General features: G+C 61.4%; 15 protein-coding genes. 10 read left to right on the forward strand and 5 right to left on the reverse strand.

Translation table 11 applies throughout. The features are described 5' to 3' along the window. Nucleotides 1-338 (forward strand): ribonucleotide-diphosphate reductase subunit beta (locus CFE47_RS04615; protein WP_258247061.1); only part of this gene is annotated, 338 nt, incomplete at its 5' end. Nucleotides 339-425: 87 nt separating this feature from the next. Then, entirely contained in the window at nucleotides 426-914 is a 489-nt protein-coding gene (locus CFE47_RS04620) for a DUF1289 domain-containing protein (protein WP_286835703.1), read from the forward strand. Nucleotides 915-1,036: 122 nt separating this feature from the next. Here CFE47_RS04620 and mdeB read toward each other — a convergent pair whose 3' ends face one another. Beyond that, nucleotides 1,037-3,715, reverse strand: a complete 2,679-nt coding sequence (gene mdeB / locus CFE47_RS04625) for an alpha-ketoglutarate dehydrogenase (protein WP_286835704.1) — start codon at nucleotides 3,713-3,715, stop codon at nucleotides 1,037-1,039. A gap of 190 nt (nucleotides 3,716-3,905) precedes the next feature. Here mdeB and CFE47_RS04630 point away from each other — a divergent pair, with 190 nt between their 5' ends. From CFE47_RS04630 to CFE47_RS04640, 3 genes are all read left to right on the forward strand, one after another. After that, nucleotides 3,906-4,820 carry a class I SAM-dependent methyltransferase gene (locus tag CFE47_RS04630; RefSeq protein WP_286835705.1) on the forward strand — a complete coding sequence of 305 codons (915 nt, stop codon included), beginning with the start codon at nucleotides 3,906-3,908 and terminating at the stop codon, nucleotides 4,818-4,820. Between the two features lie 149 nt (nucleotides 4,821-4,969). Continuing rightward, nucleotides 4,970-5,689: a phosphatidylcholine synthase gene (gene pcsA / locus CFE47_RS04635; protein WP_185709115.1), complete on the forward strand. Its 720-nt coding sequence runs from the start codon at nucleotides 4,970-4,972 to the stop codon at nucleotides 5,687-5,689. Between the two features lie 175 nt (nucleotides 5,690-5,864). Next, nucleotides 5,865-6,644, forward strand: a complete 780-nt coding sequence (locus CFE47_RS04640) for a TSUP family transporter (RefSeq protein ID WP_185709114.1) — start codon at nucleotides 5,865-5,867, stop codon at nucleotides 6,642-6,644. On the opposite strand, the gene nudC is transcribed toward CFE47_RS04640, so the two are convergent. Then, nucleotides 6,612-7,445, reverse strand: coding sequence for an NAD(+) diphosphatase (nudC, locus tag CFE47_RS04645; RefSeq protein WP_286835706.1), 834 nt, complete (start codon nucleotides 7,443-7,445; stop codon nucleotides 6,612-6,614). The two genes, CFE47_RS04640 and nudC, sit on opposite strands and share 33 nt — an antisense overlap. Nucleotides 7,446-7,450: 5 nt before the next feature. Further along, a complete protein-coding gene (locus CFE47_RS04650; protein WP_286835707.1) occupies nucleotides 7,451-8,263 on the reverse strand; it encodes a crotonase/enoyl-CoA hydratase family protein in 813 nt (270 codons plus the stop codon). Between the two features lie 192 nt (nucleotides 8,264-8,455). Between CFE47_RS04650 and CFE47_RS04655 the strand changes: the two genes are divergently transcribed. The 4 genes from CFE47_RS04655 to CFE47_RS04670 all read left to right on the forward strand — a co-directional run bounded on the left by CFE47_RS04655 (nucleotide 8,456) and on the right by CFE47_RS04670 (nucleotide 12,111). Next, the gene (locus tag CFE47_RS04655) at nucleotides 8,456-9,712 is read left to right on the forward strand and encodes a chloride channel protein (RefSeq protein ID WP_286835708.1); all 1,257 of its coding nucleotides are present in this window, start codon (nucleotides 8,456-8,458) and stop codon (nucleotides 9,710-9,712) included. A 74-nt stretch (nucleotides 9,713-9,786) separates the two neighbouring features. Then, nucleotides 9,787-10,341: a UPF0149 family protein gene (locus CFE47_RS04660; protein ID WP_286835709.1), complete on the forward strand. Its 555-nt coding sequence runs from the start codon at nucleotides 9,787-9,789 to the stop codon at nucleotides 10,339-10,341. Between the two features lie 91 nt (nucleotides 10,342-10,432). Next, nucleotides 10,433-11,689, forward strand: coding sequence for a 3-phosphoshikimate 1-carboxyvinyltransferase (locus CFE47_RS04665; RefSeq protein WP_286835710.1), 1,257 nt, complete (start codon nucleotides 10,433-10,435; stop codon nucleotides 11,687-11,689). Between the two features lie 32 nt (nucleotides 11,690-11,721). Beyond that, complete coding sequence (locus CFE47_RS04670; protein ID WP_286835711.1) at nucleotides 11,722-12,111, forward strand: hypothetical protein; 390 nt, start codon at nucleotides 11,722-11,724, stop codon at nucleotides 12,109-12,111. A 6-nt stretch (nucleotides 12,112-12,117) separates the two neighbouring features. Here the strand turns inward: CFE47_RS04670 and CFE47_RS04675 are convergent, their stop codons facing one another. After that, entirely contained in the window at nucleotides 12,118-12,495 is a 378-nt protein-coding gene (locus CFE47_RS04675; RefSeq protein ID WP_286835712.1) for a tautomerase family protein, read from the reverse strand. Between the two features lie 106 nt (nucleotides 12,496-12,601). Here CFE47_RS04675 and CFE47_RS04680 point away from each other — a divergent pair, with 106 nt between their 5' ends. Next, nucleotides 12,602-13,465 (forward strand): LysR substrate-binding domain-containing protein, encoded by an 864-nt coding sequence (locus CFE47_RS04680; protein ID WP_286835713.1) that lies wholly within the window; start codon nucleotides 12,602-12,604, stop codon nucleotides 13,463-13,465. Here the strand turns inward: CFE47_RS04680 and CFE47_RS04685 are convergent. Continuing rightward, nucleotides 13,462-14,067, reverse strand: a complete 606-nt coding sequence (locus CFE47_RS04685) for an NAD(P)H-dependent oxidoreductase (protein WP_286835714.1) — start codon at nucleotides 14,065-14,067, stop codon at nucleotides 13,462-13,464. The two genes, CFE47_RS04680 and CFE47_RS04685, sit on opposite strands and share 4 nt — an antisense overlap. Between the last annotated feature and the right edge of the window lie 7 nt (nucleotides 14,068-14,074).

The raw sequence follows: 14,074 nt of genomic DNA on the forward strand, positions 1-14,074 counted from the left end.
TGATCAACCAGATCAAAATCGAAAACCCACATTTGTGGGATGCCGAGATGAAAGAAGAAGCGACCCAGATGATCCTGCAAGGGACTCAACTGGAGATCGAATACGCCCGCGATACCATGCCGCGCGGTGTATTGGGCATGAACGCGGCGATGATGGAGGATTACCTCAAGTTCATCGCGAATCGTCGTCTGTCGCAGATTGGGTTGAAGGAAGAGTATCCAGGGACGACGAATCCGTTCCCTTGGATGAGCGAGATCATGGACTTGAAGAAAGAGAAGAATTTCTTCGAAACCCGTGTGATCGAGTATCAGACCGGCGGCGCGCTGAGCTGGGACTAATCAACAACACAGATCCAGTGTGGGAGCGGGCTTGCTCGCTCCCACATGGGTTTGCGGTGCTTTCCGGATTTTGTAATCAAGCCTCTTATGCCCAACCAAACCATCAAAACCCCCTGCGTCGGCCTGTGCTCTACCGTCTATGGCGACCTGGTCTGCCGGGGCTGCAAGCGCTATCACCATGAAGTGATCCAGTGGAACGGCTACAACGCTGAGGAAAAACAGGCAGTGTGGCTGCGCCTGGAGCAATTGCTGGTGCAGGTGATGGCCAGCAAGCTGGAAGTGTTTGATCCGCCCCTCCTGCGCCAGCAACTTGAAACGCGCAAGATCCGCTTTGTGCCGCAGCAATCGCCGTATTGCTGGGCGTACCAGTTGATTGCGCGAGGCGCACGGGTGATTTCCAAGTTGGACGCCTATGGCCTTGCGTTGTTGCCGGAGTTTCGCGAGCGTCACCTGGCGGACTTGCGGGATGCAATTGACCGGGAGTTTTTCCTGTTGTCGGAGGCGCATTACGAGCGCTATATCGCGCCGGGGTTTCTAAAGGAAGCCTTTGGGCCAGCCCTGATCGCCACTTTATAACCAACACCTCTTGATTGTGTGGGAGCTGGCTTGCCTGCGATGACAGGGTGTCAGTCAGCACTCTTATCGACTGACATACCGCTATCGCAGGCAAGCCAGCTCCCACATTTGATCTTCTGCGGTCAGGAGGTCCAGGACGACTCGCGATCGCTCTGCAACGCGTACCGCTCAATCGCCTCTTGGCAAATCTGCCTCTCCAATCCCCCCTGCTCCACCAACGCCGTCAGCGCTGCCAATACGATGTGGTAACGATCCACCTCAAAGAAATCGCGCAACGCTGCCCGCGTATCACTGCGTCCAAAACCGTCGGTCCCCAGTACGGTGTAGCTGGAGTTCACGTACGAGCCGATCATCTGCGGCACCGCCCGCACATAGTCGGACACCGCCACCACCGGCGCACCGTTGGGCAAACAGTCAGCCAAATGGCTCGTGCGCGCAGTGCCTTGTGGGTGCAGACGGTTCCAGCGCTCCACCTCTCGCGCATCCCGCGCCAATTCGCTGAAGCTGGTCACGCTGAACACCTCGCTCGCCACTTGCCAATTCTCTGCCAGCAACTGCGCGGCTGCCTGCGCCTCACGCAGCAACGTGCCGGACGCTATCAGGCGCACCTTGGCATCGGCCGCGCCTTCAAGGCGATACATGCCCTTGATAATCGCTGCCTCCACACCGTGCGGCAGGCTCGGCTGCGGGTAGTTTTCGTTCATCAGGGTCACGTAGTAGAACTCGTCCACATCGTGCTCGAGCATCTGGCGCATGCCATGGTCGAGGATCACCGCAAATTCCCCGGCAAACGCGGGATCGTAGGCGCGGCAGTTGGGGACCGTGGCCGCAGTGAGATGGCTGCTGCCGTCCTGGTGCTGCAAGCCTTCGCCGCCCAAGGTGGTGCGCCCGGCGGTGGCGCCGAGCAGGAAGCCACGGGCGCGCTGGTCGGCGGCGGCCCAGATCAAGTCGCCGACACGCTGGAAACCGAACATCGAGTAGTAGATATAGAACGGCAGCATGCGCAGGCCGTGTACCGAGTAGCTGGTGGCCGCCGCGACCCAGGAGCTGATGGCGCTGGCTTCGCTGATACCCTCTTCGAGGATCTGGCCGTCAGTGGCTTCGCGGTAGCTGAGGATCGAGCAGATATCTTCCGGTTCATAGCGCTGGCCGACGCTGGAATAGATGCCAATTTGCTTGAACAGGTTGGCCATGCCGAAGGTACGCGCCTCGTCGGCGACGATGGGCACGATGCGCGGCCCCAGGGCCTTGTCCTTGAGCAGGTTGGTGAGCATGCGCACGAAGGCCATGGTGGTGGACATTTCCTTGCCCTCAGCGGCCGTCGCAAAACCGGCATAGCCCTCTCTTACAGGTACGTTGACCGGTGCGGCGGCCTGGCTGCGGCTGGGCACATAACCGCCGAGGTCTGTGCGCCGCTGGTGCAGGTAGCGCAGCTCCAGGCTGTCGTCGGAAGGTTTGCAGAAGCTCAGGGATTCGGTCTGCTCGTCCGTCAGCGGCAATTGGAAGCGATTGCGGAACGCGATCAGCGCGTCACGGTCGAGTTTTTTCTGCTGGTGGGTGGTCATCTTGCCCTGCCCGGCTTCACCCATGCCGAAGCCCTTTTTGGTCTGGGCCAGGATCACGGTGGGTTTGCCTTTGGCCCGACGTGCCGCGTGGTAGGCCGCGTGGATTTTGACCATGTCGTGGCCGCCACGCTTGAGGCGGTCGATCTGCTCATCGCTCATGTTCTCGACCAGCTTGGCCAGGGCTTCGCTTTGGCCGAAGAAATGTTCGCGGTTGTAGGCACCGTCCTTGGCGGCAAAGGTCTGGAACTGCCCGTCGACGGTGTTGGACAGGGTCTCGACCAGCGCGCCATCCGTATCCTTGGCCAGCAAGGCGTCCCAGTCCGAGCCCCAGACGAGCTTGATCACGTTCCAACCGGCACCGGCGAACAACGCTTCCAGTTCGTCGATGATGCGCCCATTGCCTCGCACAGGACCGTCGAGGCGTTGCAGGTTGCAGTTGACCACCCAGGTCAGGTTGTCGAGGCCTTCGCGGGCGGCCAGGGTCAGGGCCGACATGCTTTCCGGCTCATCCATCTCGCCGTCACCGAACACGCCCCACACGTGGCGATCGGTGGTATCCAGCAGGGTGCGGTGCTGCAAATAACGCATGAAACGCGCCTGGAAAATCGAGCTGATGGGGCCGATGCCCATGGAGCCAGTGGGAAACTGCCAGAAGTCCGGCATGAGCCACGGGTGCGGGTAGCTGGACAGCCCGCGTGCGCCCGTCTTGGGCCCACCGAGTTCCTGGCGATAGTGGGCCAGGTCCTGCTCGCTGAGGCGCCCTTCAAGGAAGGCCCGCGCATAAATACCGGGAGCGGAATGCGGTTGATAGAACACCAGGTCTCCACCAAAACCGTCGTTACGCGCCCGGAAGAAGTGGTTGAAACCCACCTCAAACAAATCCGCTGCACTGGCATAGCTGGCGATATGCCCGCCGAGTTCACCATAGGCCTGGTTGGCACGCACCACCATGGCCAGGGCGTTCCAGCGCACCAGTGAGGCCAGGCGCTCTTCGGTGGCCAGGTCGCCAGGGAACGCCGGTTGCCTGTCAACGCTGATGCTATTGATGTACGGCGTGCCGTGGCGCGGTTTCCAGTCGATGTGCGGGGCACTGCCTTCGCGGGCCAGCAGGTCGAGGATCTGCCGCGCCCGCGCCGGGCCGGCATTGGCGACCAGTGACGCAAGGGCATCGCGCCACTCGTCCAACTCTGCCTGATCCAAGGCTGTGTGATTCACTGCACTCGCGAAACCGTTCATGGGCACCTCCGGGCTTTTTTCCAGTTTATGTCGGGGCCTGAGGATTTTTTGCCTGTTATCAGGCGGGAAATTTTGTTTTTTGAGCATGTTTAACTGCTATTCAGACGTTTCTCAGCACGTTGTGCTCATGTCCCCCGAAACCCTGCAACTGTGTTTAAAATGCCGCCCGCTCAACGACCGACGCTAAACGATGAACCCAGACGCACTCGCCACCTTGCACGCTCACCTGCTCACCGCCCTGGAGCACCCACCCAGCGAAACCCGACGCCTGTTCCACGGCCGTGGCCGCTGCTGGCCGGGCCTGGAGCAACTGACGGTGGACTGGTTGCAAGGTGTGTTGCTGGTGTCGCTGTTCAAGGAGCCCGAGGCGGCGCAGCTGGAAGCCCTGAAACAGCTGCTGCACACCCAGTTCAGCGCCTACACCGTTGCCCTGCAACACCGTTACCTGCCGCAAAGCACCACCGAATGGCTGGTGGGCAACCCCATCGACGAACTGACCATCACCGAAGGCGGCCTGCGTTACCTGATCGACCTGGGTAAAAAACAGAACAGCGGGCTGTTCCTCGACATGCGCTACGGCCGCAACTGGGTACGTGAACAGGCCCAGGGCCAGCGCGTGCTCAATCTGTTTGCCTACACCTGTGGGTTCTCCGTAGCAGCCATCGAAGGCGGTGCCGACCACGTGGTGAACCTCGACATGGCGCGTGGTGCACTGAGCCGTGGCCGCGACAACCATCGCCTGAATGGCCATGACCTGAGCAAGGTCAGCTTTCTTGGCCATGACCTGTTCAAGTCCTGGGCCAAGGTCACTCACAGCGGCCCCTATGACCTGGTGATCATCGACCCGCCGTCATTCCAGAAAGGCAGCTTCCTGCTGACCAAGGACTACCAGCGCGTGCTGCGACGCCTGCCGGATTTGCTCACCGCACAGGGCACGGTGCTGGCGTGCATGAACGACCCGGCCTTCGGCGAAGACTTCCTGATCGACGGCGTAACCCGCGAAGCGCCGGGCCTGCGCTTTGTCGAGCGCTTGGCAAACCCGCCGGAATTTCCTGATATTGATGCGCAAAGCGGCTTGAAGGCGCTGGTGTTCCGCCAGGGCTAATGCCGAAACGTCCTACGCTTGCTACGCTAAGTGATACACCGGGGTGGTGAACCTTCTTGCCCCCTTCCCGGTCGATACCTGCATTCCCCGGCCAGACCCGACGGCGTTACGTTGTCGGCTGCCCCGTTTCACCTTTTGGAGAACCGCCCGTGATATCGACCCTGCATGTAGCCAGACTCAAAGCCTGGGGCGCCCACGGCTTTACCGCTACCGGTGTGGTGCTGGCCTTCCTGGCCACGCTGGCACTGCTGGAAAACTCACCCAAGGCCTGCCTGCTGTGGCTGGGGCTGGCGTTGGTGGTCGATGGCGTCGACGGCTCGCTCGCGCGACGGGTCAATGTGAGCACGGTGCTGCCCAGCTTTGACGGCTCGGTGCTGGACCTGGTGATCGATTACCTGACCTATGTGTTTATCCCGGCACTGTTTATCTACCGTTATATCGACCTGCCGGACTTCACCCACCTGTTCACGGTGTCGGTGATCCTGGTGTCGTCGCTGTTCTGCTTCTGCAACGTGAACATGAAGAGCAAGGACAACTATTTTGTCGGCTTTCCTGCCGCGTGGAACGTGGTGGCGCTGTGCGTGTACATCATCCAGCCCGAGGCCTGGGTCACGTTGTTGACGGTGATCGGCTTGGCGCTGCTGACCGTGACACCGATGAAGTTCCTGCACCCGTTCCGGGTGAAGCGGTTTATGCCGATCAATATCGCGGTGACCACCATCTGGTTGCTGTGCAGCTTCTTGATGGTGGTGGATTACCCGAACACCAACCCGTGGACGTTTGGGTTGTGGTCGCTGATGTCGGCGTATTTCTTGGGGATTTGCATCTGGCGTACGGCGTTGGAGTGGCTGGACAAGCGTCACGGCTGATCGCGGTTAAAAATGTGGGAGCGGGCTTGCTCGCGAAAGCGGTGGATCAGTGAGAGATGCATTGACTGACACACTGCATTCGCGAGCAAGCCCGCTCCCACATTTGGTTCTCCATACATCTGGCAGTAAGATGGCGGCCTTTCGCATAGCGCCCTGCCAACCATAAGCCCTGCCCATGCCCTTCGAACTCAGCGTTGACCTCACCACCCTCGCCATCCTGGCGTTTGTCGCCTTTATCGCCGGTTTCATCGACGCCATCGCTGGCGGCGGCGGTCTGCTCACCACGCCTGCCCTGCTCACCGCCGGCATGCCGCCGCACTTGGTATTGGGCACCAACAAGCTCAGTTCTACCTTCGGCTCCGCCACCGCCAGCTTTACCTTCTATCGCCGCAAGCTGTTTCACCCGCGCCAGTGGGTGCATGCCATCGTCGGCACGTTTATCGGTGCGCTGACCGGCGCCGTAGTGGCTCACTACCTGCCCGCCGAGACCCTGAACAAAATGCTCCCGGTGATTGTGTTCGGTTGCGGCTTGTACCTGTTGTTCGGCGGCACGCCCAAGGCGCCGCTGGACGCCGATGCGCCAATCAAGAAGAAATGGCAGTCCACCCAAGGCTTTGGCCTGGGCTTCTACGATGGTGTGGCCGGCCCGGGTACCGGTGCATTCTGGACCGTCAGCACGATGTTGATGTACCCCGTGGACCTGGTGAAAGCCAGCGGCGTGGCGCGCAGCATGAACTTCGTCAGCAACGCGGCAGCGCTGTCGGTGTTTATCTTCAACGGGACGGTGGACTGGATCGTCGGCCTGACCATGGGCATTTGCGTGATGTTCGGCGCGTTCTTTGGCGCGCGCAGCGCAATCAGCGGCGGCGCCAAATTCATTCGCCCGGTGTTTATCACCGTGGTGCTGGGCCTGACCGTGCGCCTAGCCTGGCAGCACTGGTTCAGCGTGGCCTAAACGCCGCGCCAGGTAGAGGTCGATCAGGTAGCGCGCGATCGAACGTGACGCCGGCAACGGCGGCAGGTTGTGCACATTGAACCACTGCGCGTCTTCGATCTCGTCGGCCTGGGGCACGATATCGCCACCGGCGTACTCGGCATGGAAGCCCAGCATCATCGAGTGGGGAAACGGCCAGCACTGGCTGCCCATGTACTGGATGTTCTTCACCTCGACCTGCACTTCCTCGCGCACTTCGCGGATCAAACAATCCTCAGCCGACTCACCCGGCTCGGCGAACCCCGCCAGGGTGCTGTAGACCCCGGTGACAAAGCGCGGCGAACGCGCCAGCAGGATCTCGTCGCCACGGGTCACCAGCACGATCATGCTCGGCGAAATTCGTGGATAGCTGCGCAGGTCGCAGGCCTGGCAATACATCGCCCGCTCACGTGGCACCTGGACCATGGCCTGGCCGCAACTGCCGCAAAACCGGTGCTCGCGCGCCCAGGTGCCGATCTGCGCGGCATAACCCAGCACTTTGTACAGGGTGTGATCGCCTTGCAGCATGAAGGCCCGCAGGCCCTGCCAGCTGCAACCCGGCACTTCGGCCGGCGCGCTCAGCTCAAGCAGGTACACCGGCTCACCGTCGAGGTGGCCGATGCCGTGCTCGGCGAACACCGACAGGTCCTGGCGTTTAAGCCATTCGCGAGGGAACAGCGGGCCGTTGGCGTCATGTAAAAAACCATCGCGGCTGCGGGCGACAGCCCAGCCGCCAGGGGTGTCGTTGTCCAAAAGCGTTGTGGTAATCCAGCCTGGGGTCATGTCAGTCAATCCACGAATTCGGGTTTCTGCTTGCTCATATGGGCCGCGATGGCCACGCGCAGGTCGTTGGATTGCAACATAGCCGAGTTCCAGGTGGCAACGTATTCCAGACCATCATTGACCGTATGGTCACGCATGTAGCTGATCATGGCTTTGGTGCCGGTGACGGCAATCGGCGATTTGGCGGCGATTTCATGGGCAATCTCCAGCACACCGGCCAACAGGCTCTCCTGATCGGGATAGACACGATTGACCAGGCCGATGCTGCGCGCTTCCTCGGCGCCGAATTGGCGACCGGTATAGGCCAACTCACGCAGCATGCCGTCGCCGATGATGCGCGGCAGGCGCTGCAGGGTGCCGACGTCGGCGGCCATGCCGATGTCGATTTCCTTGATCGAGAACTGCGCATCTTCGGCGGCGTAGCGCATGTCGCAGGCGCTGATCAGGTCGATGGCGCCGCCGATGCAGTAACCCTGGATCGCCGCCAATACCGGCTTGCGGCAATTGTCGACGGCATTGAACGAGGCTTGCAGTTCAAGGATCTTGCGGCGCAGCAAGCGCGCGTTGCGCCCTACGTCCTTGCCGAAGTCGTTGGCCACCGAGGCCAGCATCATCAGGTCGATACCCGAAGAGAAATGCTTGCCGGCACCGCTGAGCACCACGGCCCGCACGGTGTCGGTGTCTTCGACCCATTGGAAGATGTCGATGATCTCGGTCCAGAACGCGGCGTTCATCGCGTTGATCTTTTCCGGGCGGTTGATCTGCACATGGGCAACGTTACCGGTGAGTTCGACGACGAAAGCTTGGTATTCGGACATGGCAGTGATCCCTGACTGGCGAGTGATAAGGCCCGAACTATAACAAGGGTGCGCCACGGCGCATCGGCCAAAAACGGGACTGGCAAAGGTAATGGAATGTTGTGGCTGCAAGGTTCATGCAGCGCCATTACATTTCACGCGGGAGGCGCGATTTTTCGGCTATACAATCAGGGCCATTGCCTGGAGCCGCCTATGCCGACCACGTTTCGTTCATCCTTGATCCTGGCCCTGGTGGTCGTGCTGACCGGTATCGGCGCAGGCCTGGGCGGGATGTTGCTGGCGTTGCTGTTGCACGGCATCCAGCACCTGGCTTACGGCTACAGCCTCGACAGCCTGGTCAGCCATGAAACCTTCCTGCTAGGCGTTACGGCCGCGTCGCCCGCGCGTCGCTTGCTGGTGCTGGTGGTCTGCGGCCTGGTCGCAGGATTAGGCTGGTGGACGATTTATCGCTATGGCCGCCCATTGGTCAGCATCAAGCAGGCCGTGTCGGACAAGATGCCGATCATGCCACCCAAGACCACCCTCGCCCACGCCTTGCTGCAAATCATCACCGTGGCCCTGGGGTCGCCGCTTGGGCGTGAAGTGGCGCCACGGGAAGTTGGGGCGCTGGGCGCCAGCTGGTTATCGCAACGTGCGCGACTCGAACCCCAGATGCATCGCATGATCGTGGCCTGTGGCGCGGGCGCGGGGCTGGCGGCGGTGTACAACGTGCCGCTGGGTGGCGCGGTGTTTGTCTTGGAAGTGCTGGTGGGTGCATTCAGCTGGCCGGCAGCGGTGATTGCATTGGCGACCTCGGCGATAGGTGCATCGGTGGCGTGGATCGGGCTGGGGGCAGAGTCGCAATACGTGGTGCCGCAATTTGTGCTGAGCCCGGTGCTGATCGCCTGGGCCGTGGTGTGCGGGCCAGTATTCGGGTTGGCGGCGTACGGTTTCACGCGCATCACCGGCAAGGCGCGGGCGAATGCTGCGAGGGGTTGGCGGCTGCCGGTGCTGTCGTTGATCAACTTCACGATCATCGGTGGGCTGGCGATGTTGCTGCCGCAAATACTGGGCAACGGTAAAGGTCCGGCGCAACTGGGTTTCGACAATCAACTGACCATCGGCCTGGCCGCGCTGCTGCTGGTGGTCAAGGTGCTGATCACCACCAGCAGCCTGCGCGCCGGCGCCGAAGGTGGGCTGTTGACGCCGGGCCTGGCGAATGGCGCGCTGCTGGCGATCATCCTTGGCGGCGCCTGGAGCCTGCTTTGGCCGGGCGTGCCGTTGGGCGCATTTGCGATCATCGGCGCGGCGGCTTTTCTCGCGGCCAGCATGAGCATGCCGCTGACGGCGATTGTGCTGGTGGCGGAATTTACCCGAATCGAGCATGACTTCCTGGTGCCGATCATCCTAGCGGTGGTGGGCTCGATGTGCGTGAGCAAGCTGTGCAAACACTGGGAAAATGCTGGATAAAACCCGGCACACCCGCCATCCTTCGCGCTTTAAGCCGCCCCACCTGCGGCGCTCGACGTTTAAAGGATATGCCCATGCACGCCCAACCCCTCTCCCCGACCGAATTCGAATTTATCGAAGACACCCTGCAAAAGTACGGCGACGACCATTCGGTGCTGAACCTGGCCGAACTCGACGGTTATTTCACCGCGCTGGTGTCCAGCCCGGTGCAAGTGGATGTGGCCGAGTGGTTCCCGGCGATCTGGGGCGGGCAGAACCCGGAATGGGACAACATGGATGAAGCGCAGCGTTTCCTGGAACTCTGTGTGCGCCACATCAATACCCTGGCCGAGCAACTGGCCACCGACGCTGAGCGCTTCAAGGCCCGCTTCGACGAAACCGAACATCAGGGCCAAAACGTGACCCTCGCCGAAGAATGGTGCTTTGGCTATATCCGTGGCGCGGCCATCGGCAATTGGCCCGAACTGCCGGCGGCGCAGGCAAGCGAGTTGGAAAAAATCTCCTGGTGCGCCGAACAGGACAACTTCGAACTGCCGGCCGACCTGGATGTAGCGGCACATCAACAGCGTGTCAGCCAGATCCAACCGGCAGCGCGTGCGTTGCATGATTACTGGTTGAGCCAGCGCTAAGCCTCGACAAGCACCGCTGCTTTGGCCGATTATTCGGGTCCGCCCGTCGGCCACTCCGTGCCACCTTGCCTTGAATCAGGAGCCTTGTACCTTGAGTTCGCAGAAAACCGTGACCGTTACGCCGCCCAATTTCCCCCTCACTGGCAAGGTCGCGCCCCCCGGCTCCAAATCCATTACCAACCGCGCCCTGCTGCTGGCGGCCCTGGCCAAGGGCACCAGCCGCCTGAGCGGTGCGCTCAAGAGCGATGACACCCGCCATATGTCGGTGGCCCTGCGCCAGATGGGCGTGACCATCGACGAGCCGGACGACACTACGTTTGTCGTCACCGGGCATGGCAAGCTGCAATTGCCTGCGCAGCCGCTGTTCCTCGGCAATGCCGGCACGGCGATGCGCTTTCTTACTGCAGCGGTCGCGACCGTTGAAGGCACCGTGGTGCTGGACGGCGACGACTACATGCAGAAACGTCCGATTGGCCCGCTGCTGGCCACCCTCGGCCAGAACGGTATCCAGGTCGACAGCCCCACCGGTTGCCCGCCAGTCACCGTGCACGGCGTAGGCAAAGTGCAGGCAAAGCGTTTTGAGATTGATGGCGGCTTGTCCAGCCAATACGTATCCGCCCTGCTGATGCTCGCCGCCTGCGGCGAAGCACCGATTGAAGTGGCGCTGACCGGCAAGGACATCGGCGCGCGTGGCTATGTGGACCTGACCCTGGACTGCATGCGCGCATTCGGTGCCCAGGTGGAAGAAGTCAACGACACCACTTGGCGCGTAGCCCCAACCGGCTACACCGCCCATGACTACCTGATCGAACCCGACGCGTCCGCCGCCACCTACCTGTGGGCTGCCGAAGTATTGACCGGTGGCCGCATCGACATCGGTGTCGCCGCGCAAAACTTCACCCAGCCGGACGCCAAGGCCCAGGCCGTTATCGCACAGTTCCCAAACATGCAGGCAACTGTGGTCGGCTCGCAGATGCAGGACGCGATTCCGACGCTGGCGGTACTCGCAGCCTTCAACAACACCCCGGTACGCTTCACCGAACTGGCCAACCTGCGGGTAAAAGAGTGTGACCGCGTGCAGGCGCTGCACGACGGCCTGAACGAGATCCGCCCGGGCCTGGCCACCATCGAAGGCGACGACCTGCTCGTGGCCAGCGACCCTGCCCTGGCGGGCACCTCGTGCAATGCATTGATCGACACCCACGCCGACCACCGCATCGCCATGTGCTTTGCCCTGGCCGGCTTGAAAGTGTCGGGCATCCGCATTCAGGACCCGGACTGCGTGGCCAAGACCTATCCTGAGTATTGGAATGCCCTGGGCAGTCTTGGGGTTCAACTGAGCTACTGAGGACACAGCGTCGGAATGGGGAGGCAATGCACATGACAATTCGCCAACCCTGCCCACCCGGCGCCTGCGTCTGTGATCGCGAGCAATTGCTGGAAACCCCAGGCGCCGACCAGCGCATCCTGCAGCTCACGCGCCAGGAAGAAAAAAAGCTGCTCGAGCGCCTTGAAGACCTCAAGAGCCTGCAAGACCTGGAGCGCATGCAACAGCTGATGTACCAGCAATTGGGCATCCGCGTGCATGTCGCGCCGGGGCACACCGAGGTCAAAAGCATGCGCGGCCTTCAAATTTTGATCGATGACCTGCCGGGCATGTGTCGCAAGACTCGCCAGTCAATCCCGGCCGCGATTCGCCGGGGCTTGGAAAAACGCCCGGAGATTGCCTACCGCCTGCTGGACGCCCACGACCTGTTTCGCGAAGGCTGACACCTGCTACGCATTGCCCCGGCCTCCGCCAAATGACCAATCCTCAGCCGCCGTGGTGCTGATCACGATCATCACATCCTCTGGGTCCAGCCCGATGCTGGCGCTCAGGCGCTGGGTCACCGCCTGATAAAACCGTCGCTTGGTTGTCGTGTCTCGCGGCTTGCCTCCCGTGATTGCAATCAACACGAAGTCCGCGCTGCGCGGGCCGCCCAGATAGTCAGCATCCACAATCAGTTCCCCTGCGTCATGCTGGTGGATGACGTGGAATCGATCACCTACGGGAATTGCAAAGGCCTCCACCAGTGCGTCATGCAGGCTTTGGGACAGGGCCTGTAAGTACTCGGCGGATTTCCCGCGATGCAGTGAGATTCGCGCGTATGGCATATGCAGTGCTCCGACAATTGAGTTGACGGGCAAAAACTAGCAAGCCAGGATCATTCCGAATATCAGATTAAACAATACCAACCATCCTGTTTATGTGGACCATTCAATGCGCCTGCCCACCTTCGACCTCGACGTACTGCGCACCTTTGTCCTGGGGGTAGACTTGCACAGTTTTGCCAAAGCAGCGGAACGTCTGGGACGCTCCACCTCAGCCATCAGCGCGCAATTGAAAAAACTCGAAGAGCAAGTAGGCACGCCGGTGCTGAACAAATCTGGCCGTGGACTGGCATTGACGCCTGTGGGCGAAGCATTGCTGGGCCATGCCCGACGCTTGCTGGAACTCAATGACAGCATTTTCGACGCATTGAACCAGACCCGCACCGAAGGAACGCTACGCCTGGGCGTGCAGGAAGATTTCGGTGAATGGGTGCTCAGCGATGTGCTACGACGCTTCGCCCTGCTGTACCCGGTGATCAGCTTGGAAGTGCGAATTGCCCGCAATGCCGAACTGCTGACCCTGGTGGACAGTGGCAACCTCGACTTGGCGCTGACCTGGGCCACCGGGCACGCCTCGCCCTACGTCACGCGCCTGGGGCAAACCCCCATGCATTGGATCGGCGCCCACGACAAACCACTGCCCTCGCGCAAGGTGCCGCTGCCTCTAGTGATGTTCGACGCACCTTGTGTGCTGCGCAGCGCCGCCATCGAAGCACTGGACCGCGCCGGCATTGCCTGGCGCGTTGCACTCACCAGCCCGAGCGTCGGCGGCATCTGGGCCGCCGTGGATGCCGGGCTGGGCGTGACATTGCGCACGTCGATGGGTTTGCCGGCGCACTTACGCGTGTTGGAGGAACTGCCATCGGTGCCTTCACTGGCGTATGAGCTGCACCGCAACCGCCAGCAGCCCACCGAACCGGTGGCGCAATTGGCGACGCTGATTCGTGAATCCCTGGAACGGCATCTGCTTTAGGCTTCCTGGCGGGCCTCGACCTGTGTGAACAACTGCTGTCCCAGTTTCAGGGCGGTTTTCAAATGCTCCTGCGCCGTCCCCGACTCGGAGTCCAGCAACAGCTCGGATGTCACCACCTGCGCGCCGCAGTAATCAAAGATCCCGTAATCGATTTGCGTACGCATGGCCTTGGCGTAACCGTGGCGGTCAAATGCGCCGTCATCGGCCGCACCCAATGCCAATAGATGCACCTGCAAGTGCCGCAGTTTTTTCACCACGGGCATATCGGGGCCGTAATCGATTGCCCAGCCGTTGACGAACACGCGGTCGATCCAGCCCTTGAGCAGGCCCGGCATCGACCACCAGTAGATAGGAAATGCCAACACCAAGGCGTCTGCCCGGTCGATACGCGCTTGCTCGGCCAGCACATCGGCGGGCGGCTGGGCGCGGGTGCGATGCACTAAGTGATCGTCGGCGGTGTAGCGCGGGTCGAAGCCTTCGGCGGCGAGGTCGGCGATTTCGTAGGTGTGGCCGGCGGCAGTCAGGCCAGCGGCAGCTTGCAACGCAATACTGTGGGTGAGGGATTGCGGGTCGTGATGTGCAACAACGATCAAGGCATGCATGACATTG

Source organism: Pseudomonas sp. PGPPP1 (genome assembly GCF_002255865.1).
Classification (GTDB): Bacteria; Pseudomonadota; Gammaproteobacteria; order Pseudomonadales; family Pseudomonadaceae; genus Aquipseudomonas; species Aquipseudomonas cremoris.

What these genes read in the sequence shown, in the direction of transcription:
- CFE47_RS04620 (WP_286835703.1), top strand. Translation starts at nt 426, where the DNA reads ATGCCCAACCAAACCATCAAAACCCCCTGCGTCGGCCTGTGCTCTACC.
- mdeB (WP_286835704.1), bottom strand. Translation starts at nt 3,715, where the DNA reads ATGAACGGTTTCGCGAGTGCAGTGAATCACACAGCCTTGGATCAGGCA.
- CFE47_RS04630 (WP_286835705.1), top strand. Translation starts at nt 3,906, where the DNA reads ATGAACCCAGACGCACTCGCCACCTTGCACGCTCACCTGCTCACCGCC.
- CFE47_RS04640 (WP_185709114.1), top strand. Translation starts at nt 5,865, where the DNA reads ATGCCCTTCGAACTCAGCGTTGACCTCACCACCCTCGCCATCCTGGCG.
- nudC (WP_286835706.1), bottom strand. Translation starts at nt 7,445, where the DNA reads ATGACCCCAGGCTGGATTACCACAACGCTTTTGGACAACGACACCCCT.
- CFE47_RS04650 (WP_286835707.1), bottom strand. Translation starts at nt 8,263, where the DNA reads ATGTCCGAATACCAAGCTTTCGTCGTCGAACTCACCGGTAACGTTGCC.
- CFE47_RS04655 (WP_286835708.1), top strand. Translation starts at nt 8,456, where the DNA reads ATGCCGACCACGTTTCGTTCATCCTTGATCCTGGCCCTGGTGGTCGTG.
- CFE47_RS04660 (WP_286835709.1), top strand. Translation starts at nt 9,787, where the DNA reads ATGCACGCCCAACCCCTCTCCCCGACCGAATTCGAATTTATCGAAGAC.
- CFE47_RS04670 (WP_286835711.1), top strand. Translation starts at nt 11,722, where the DNA reads ATGACAATTCGCCAACCCTGCCCACCCGGCGCCTGCGTCTGTGATCGC.
- CFE47_RS04675 (WP_286835712.1), bottom strand. Translation starts at nt 12,495, where the DNA reads ATGCCATACGCGCGAATCTCACTGCATCGCGGGAAATCCGCCGAGTAC.
- CFE47_RS04680 (WP_286835713.1), top strand. Translation starts at nt 12,602, where the DNA reads ATGCGCCTGCCCACCTTCGACCTCGACGTACTGCGCACCTTTGTCCTG.
- CFE47_RS04685 (WP_286835714.1), bottom strand. Translation starts at nt 14,067, where the DNA reads ATGCATGCCTTGATCGTTGTTGCACATCACGACCCGCAATCCCTCACC.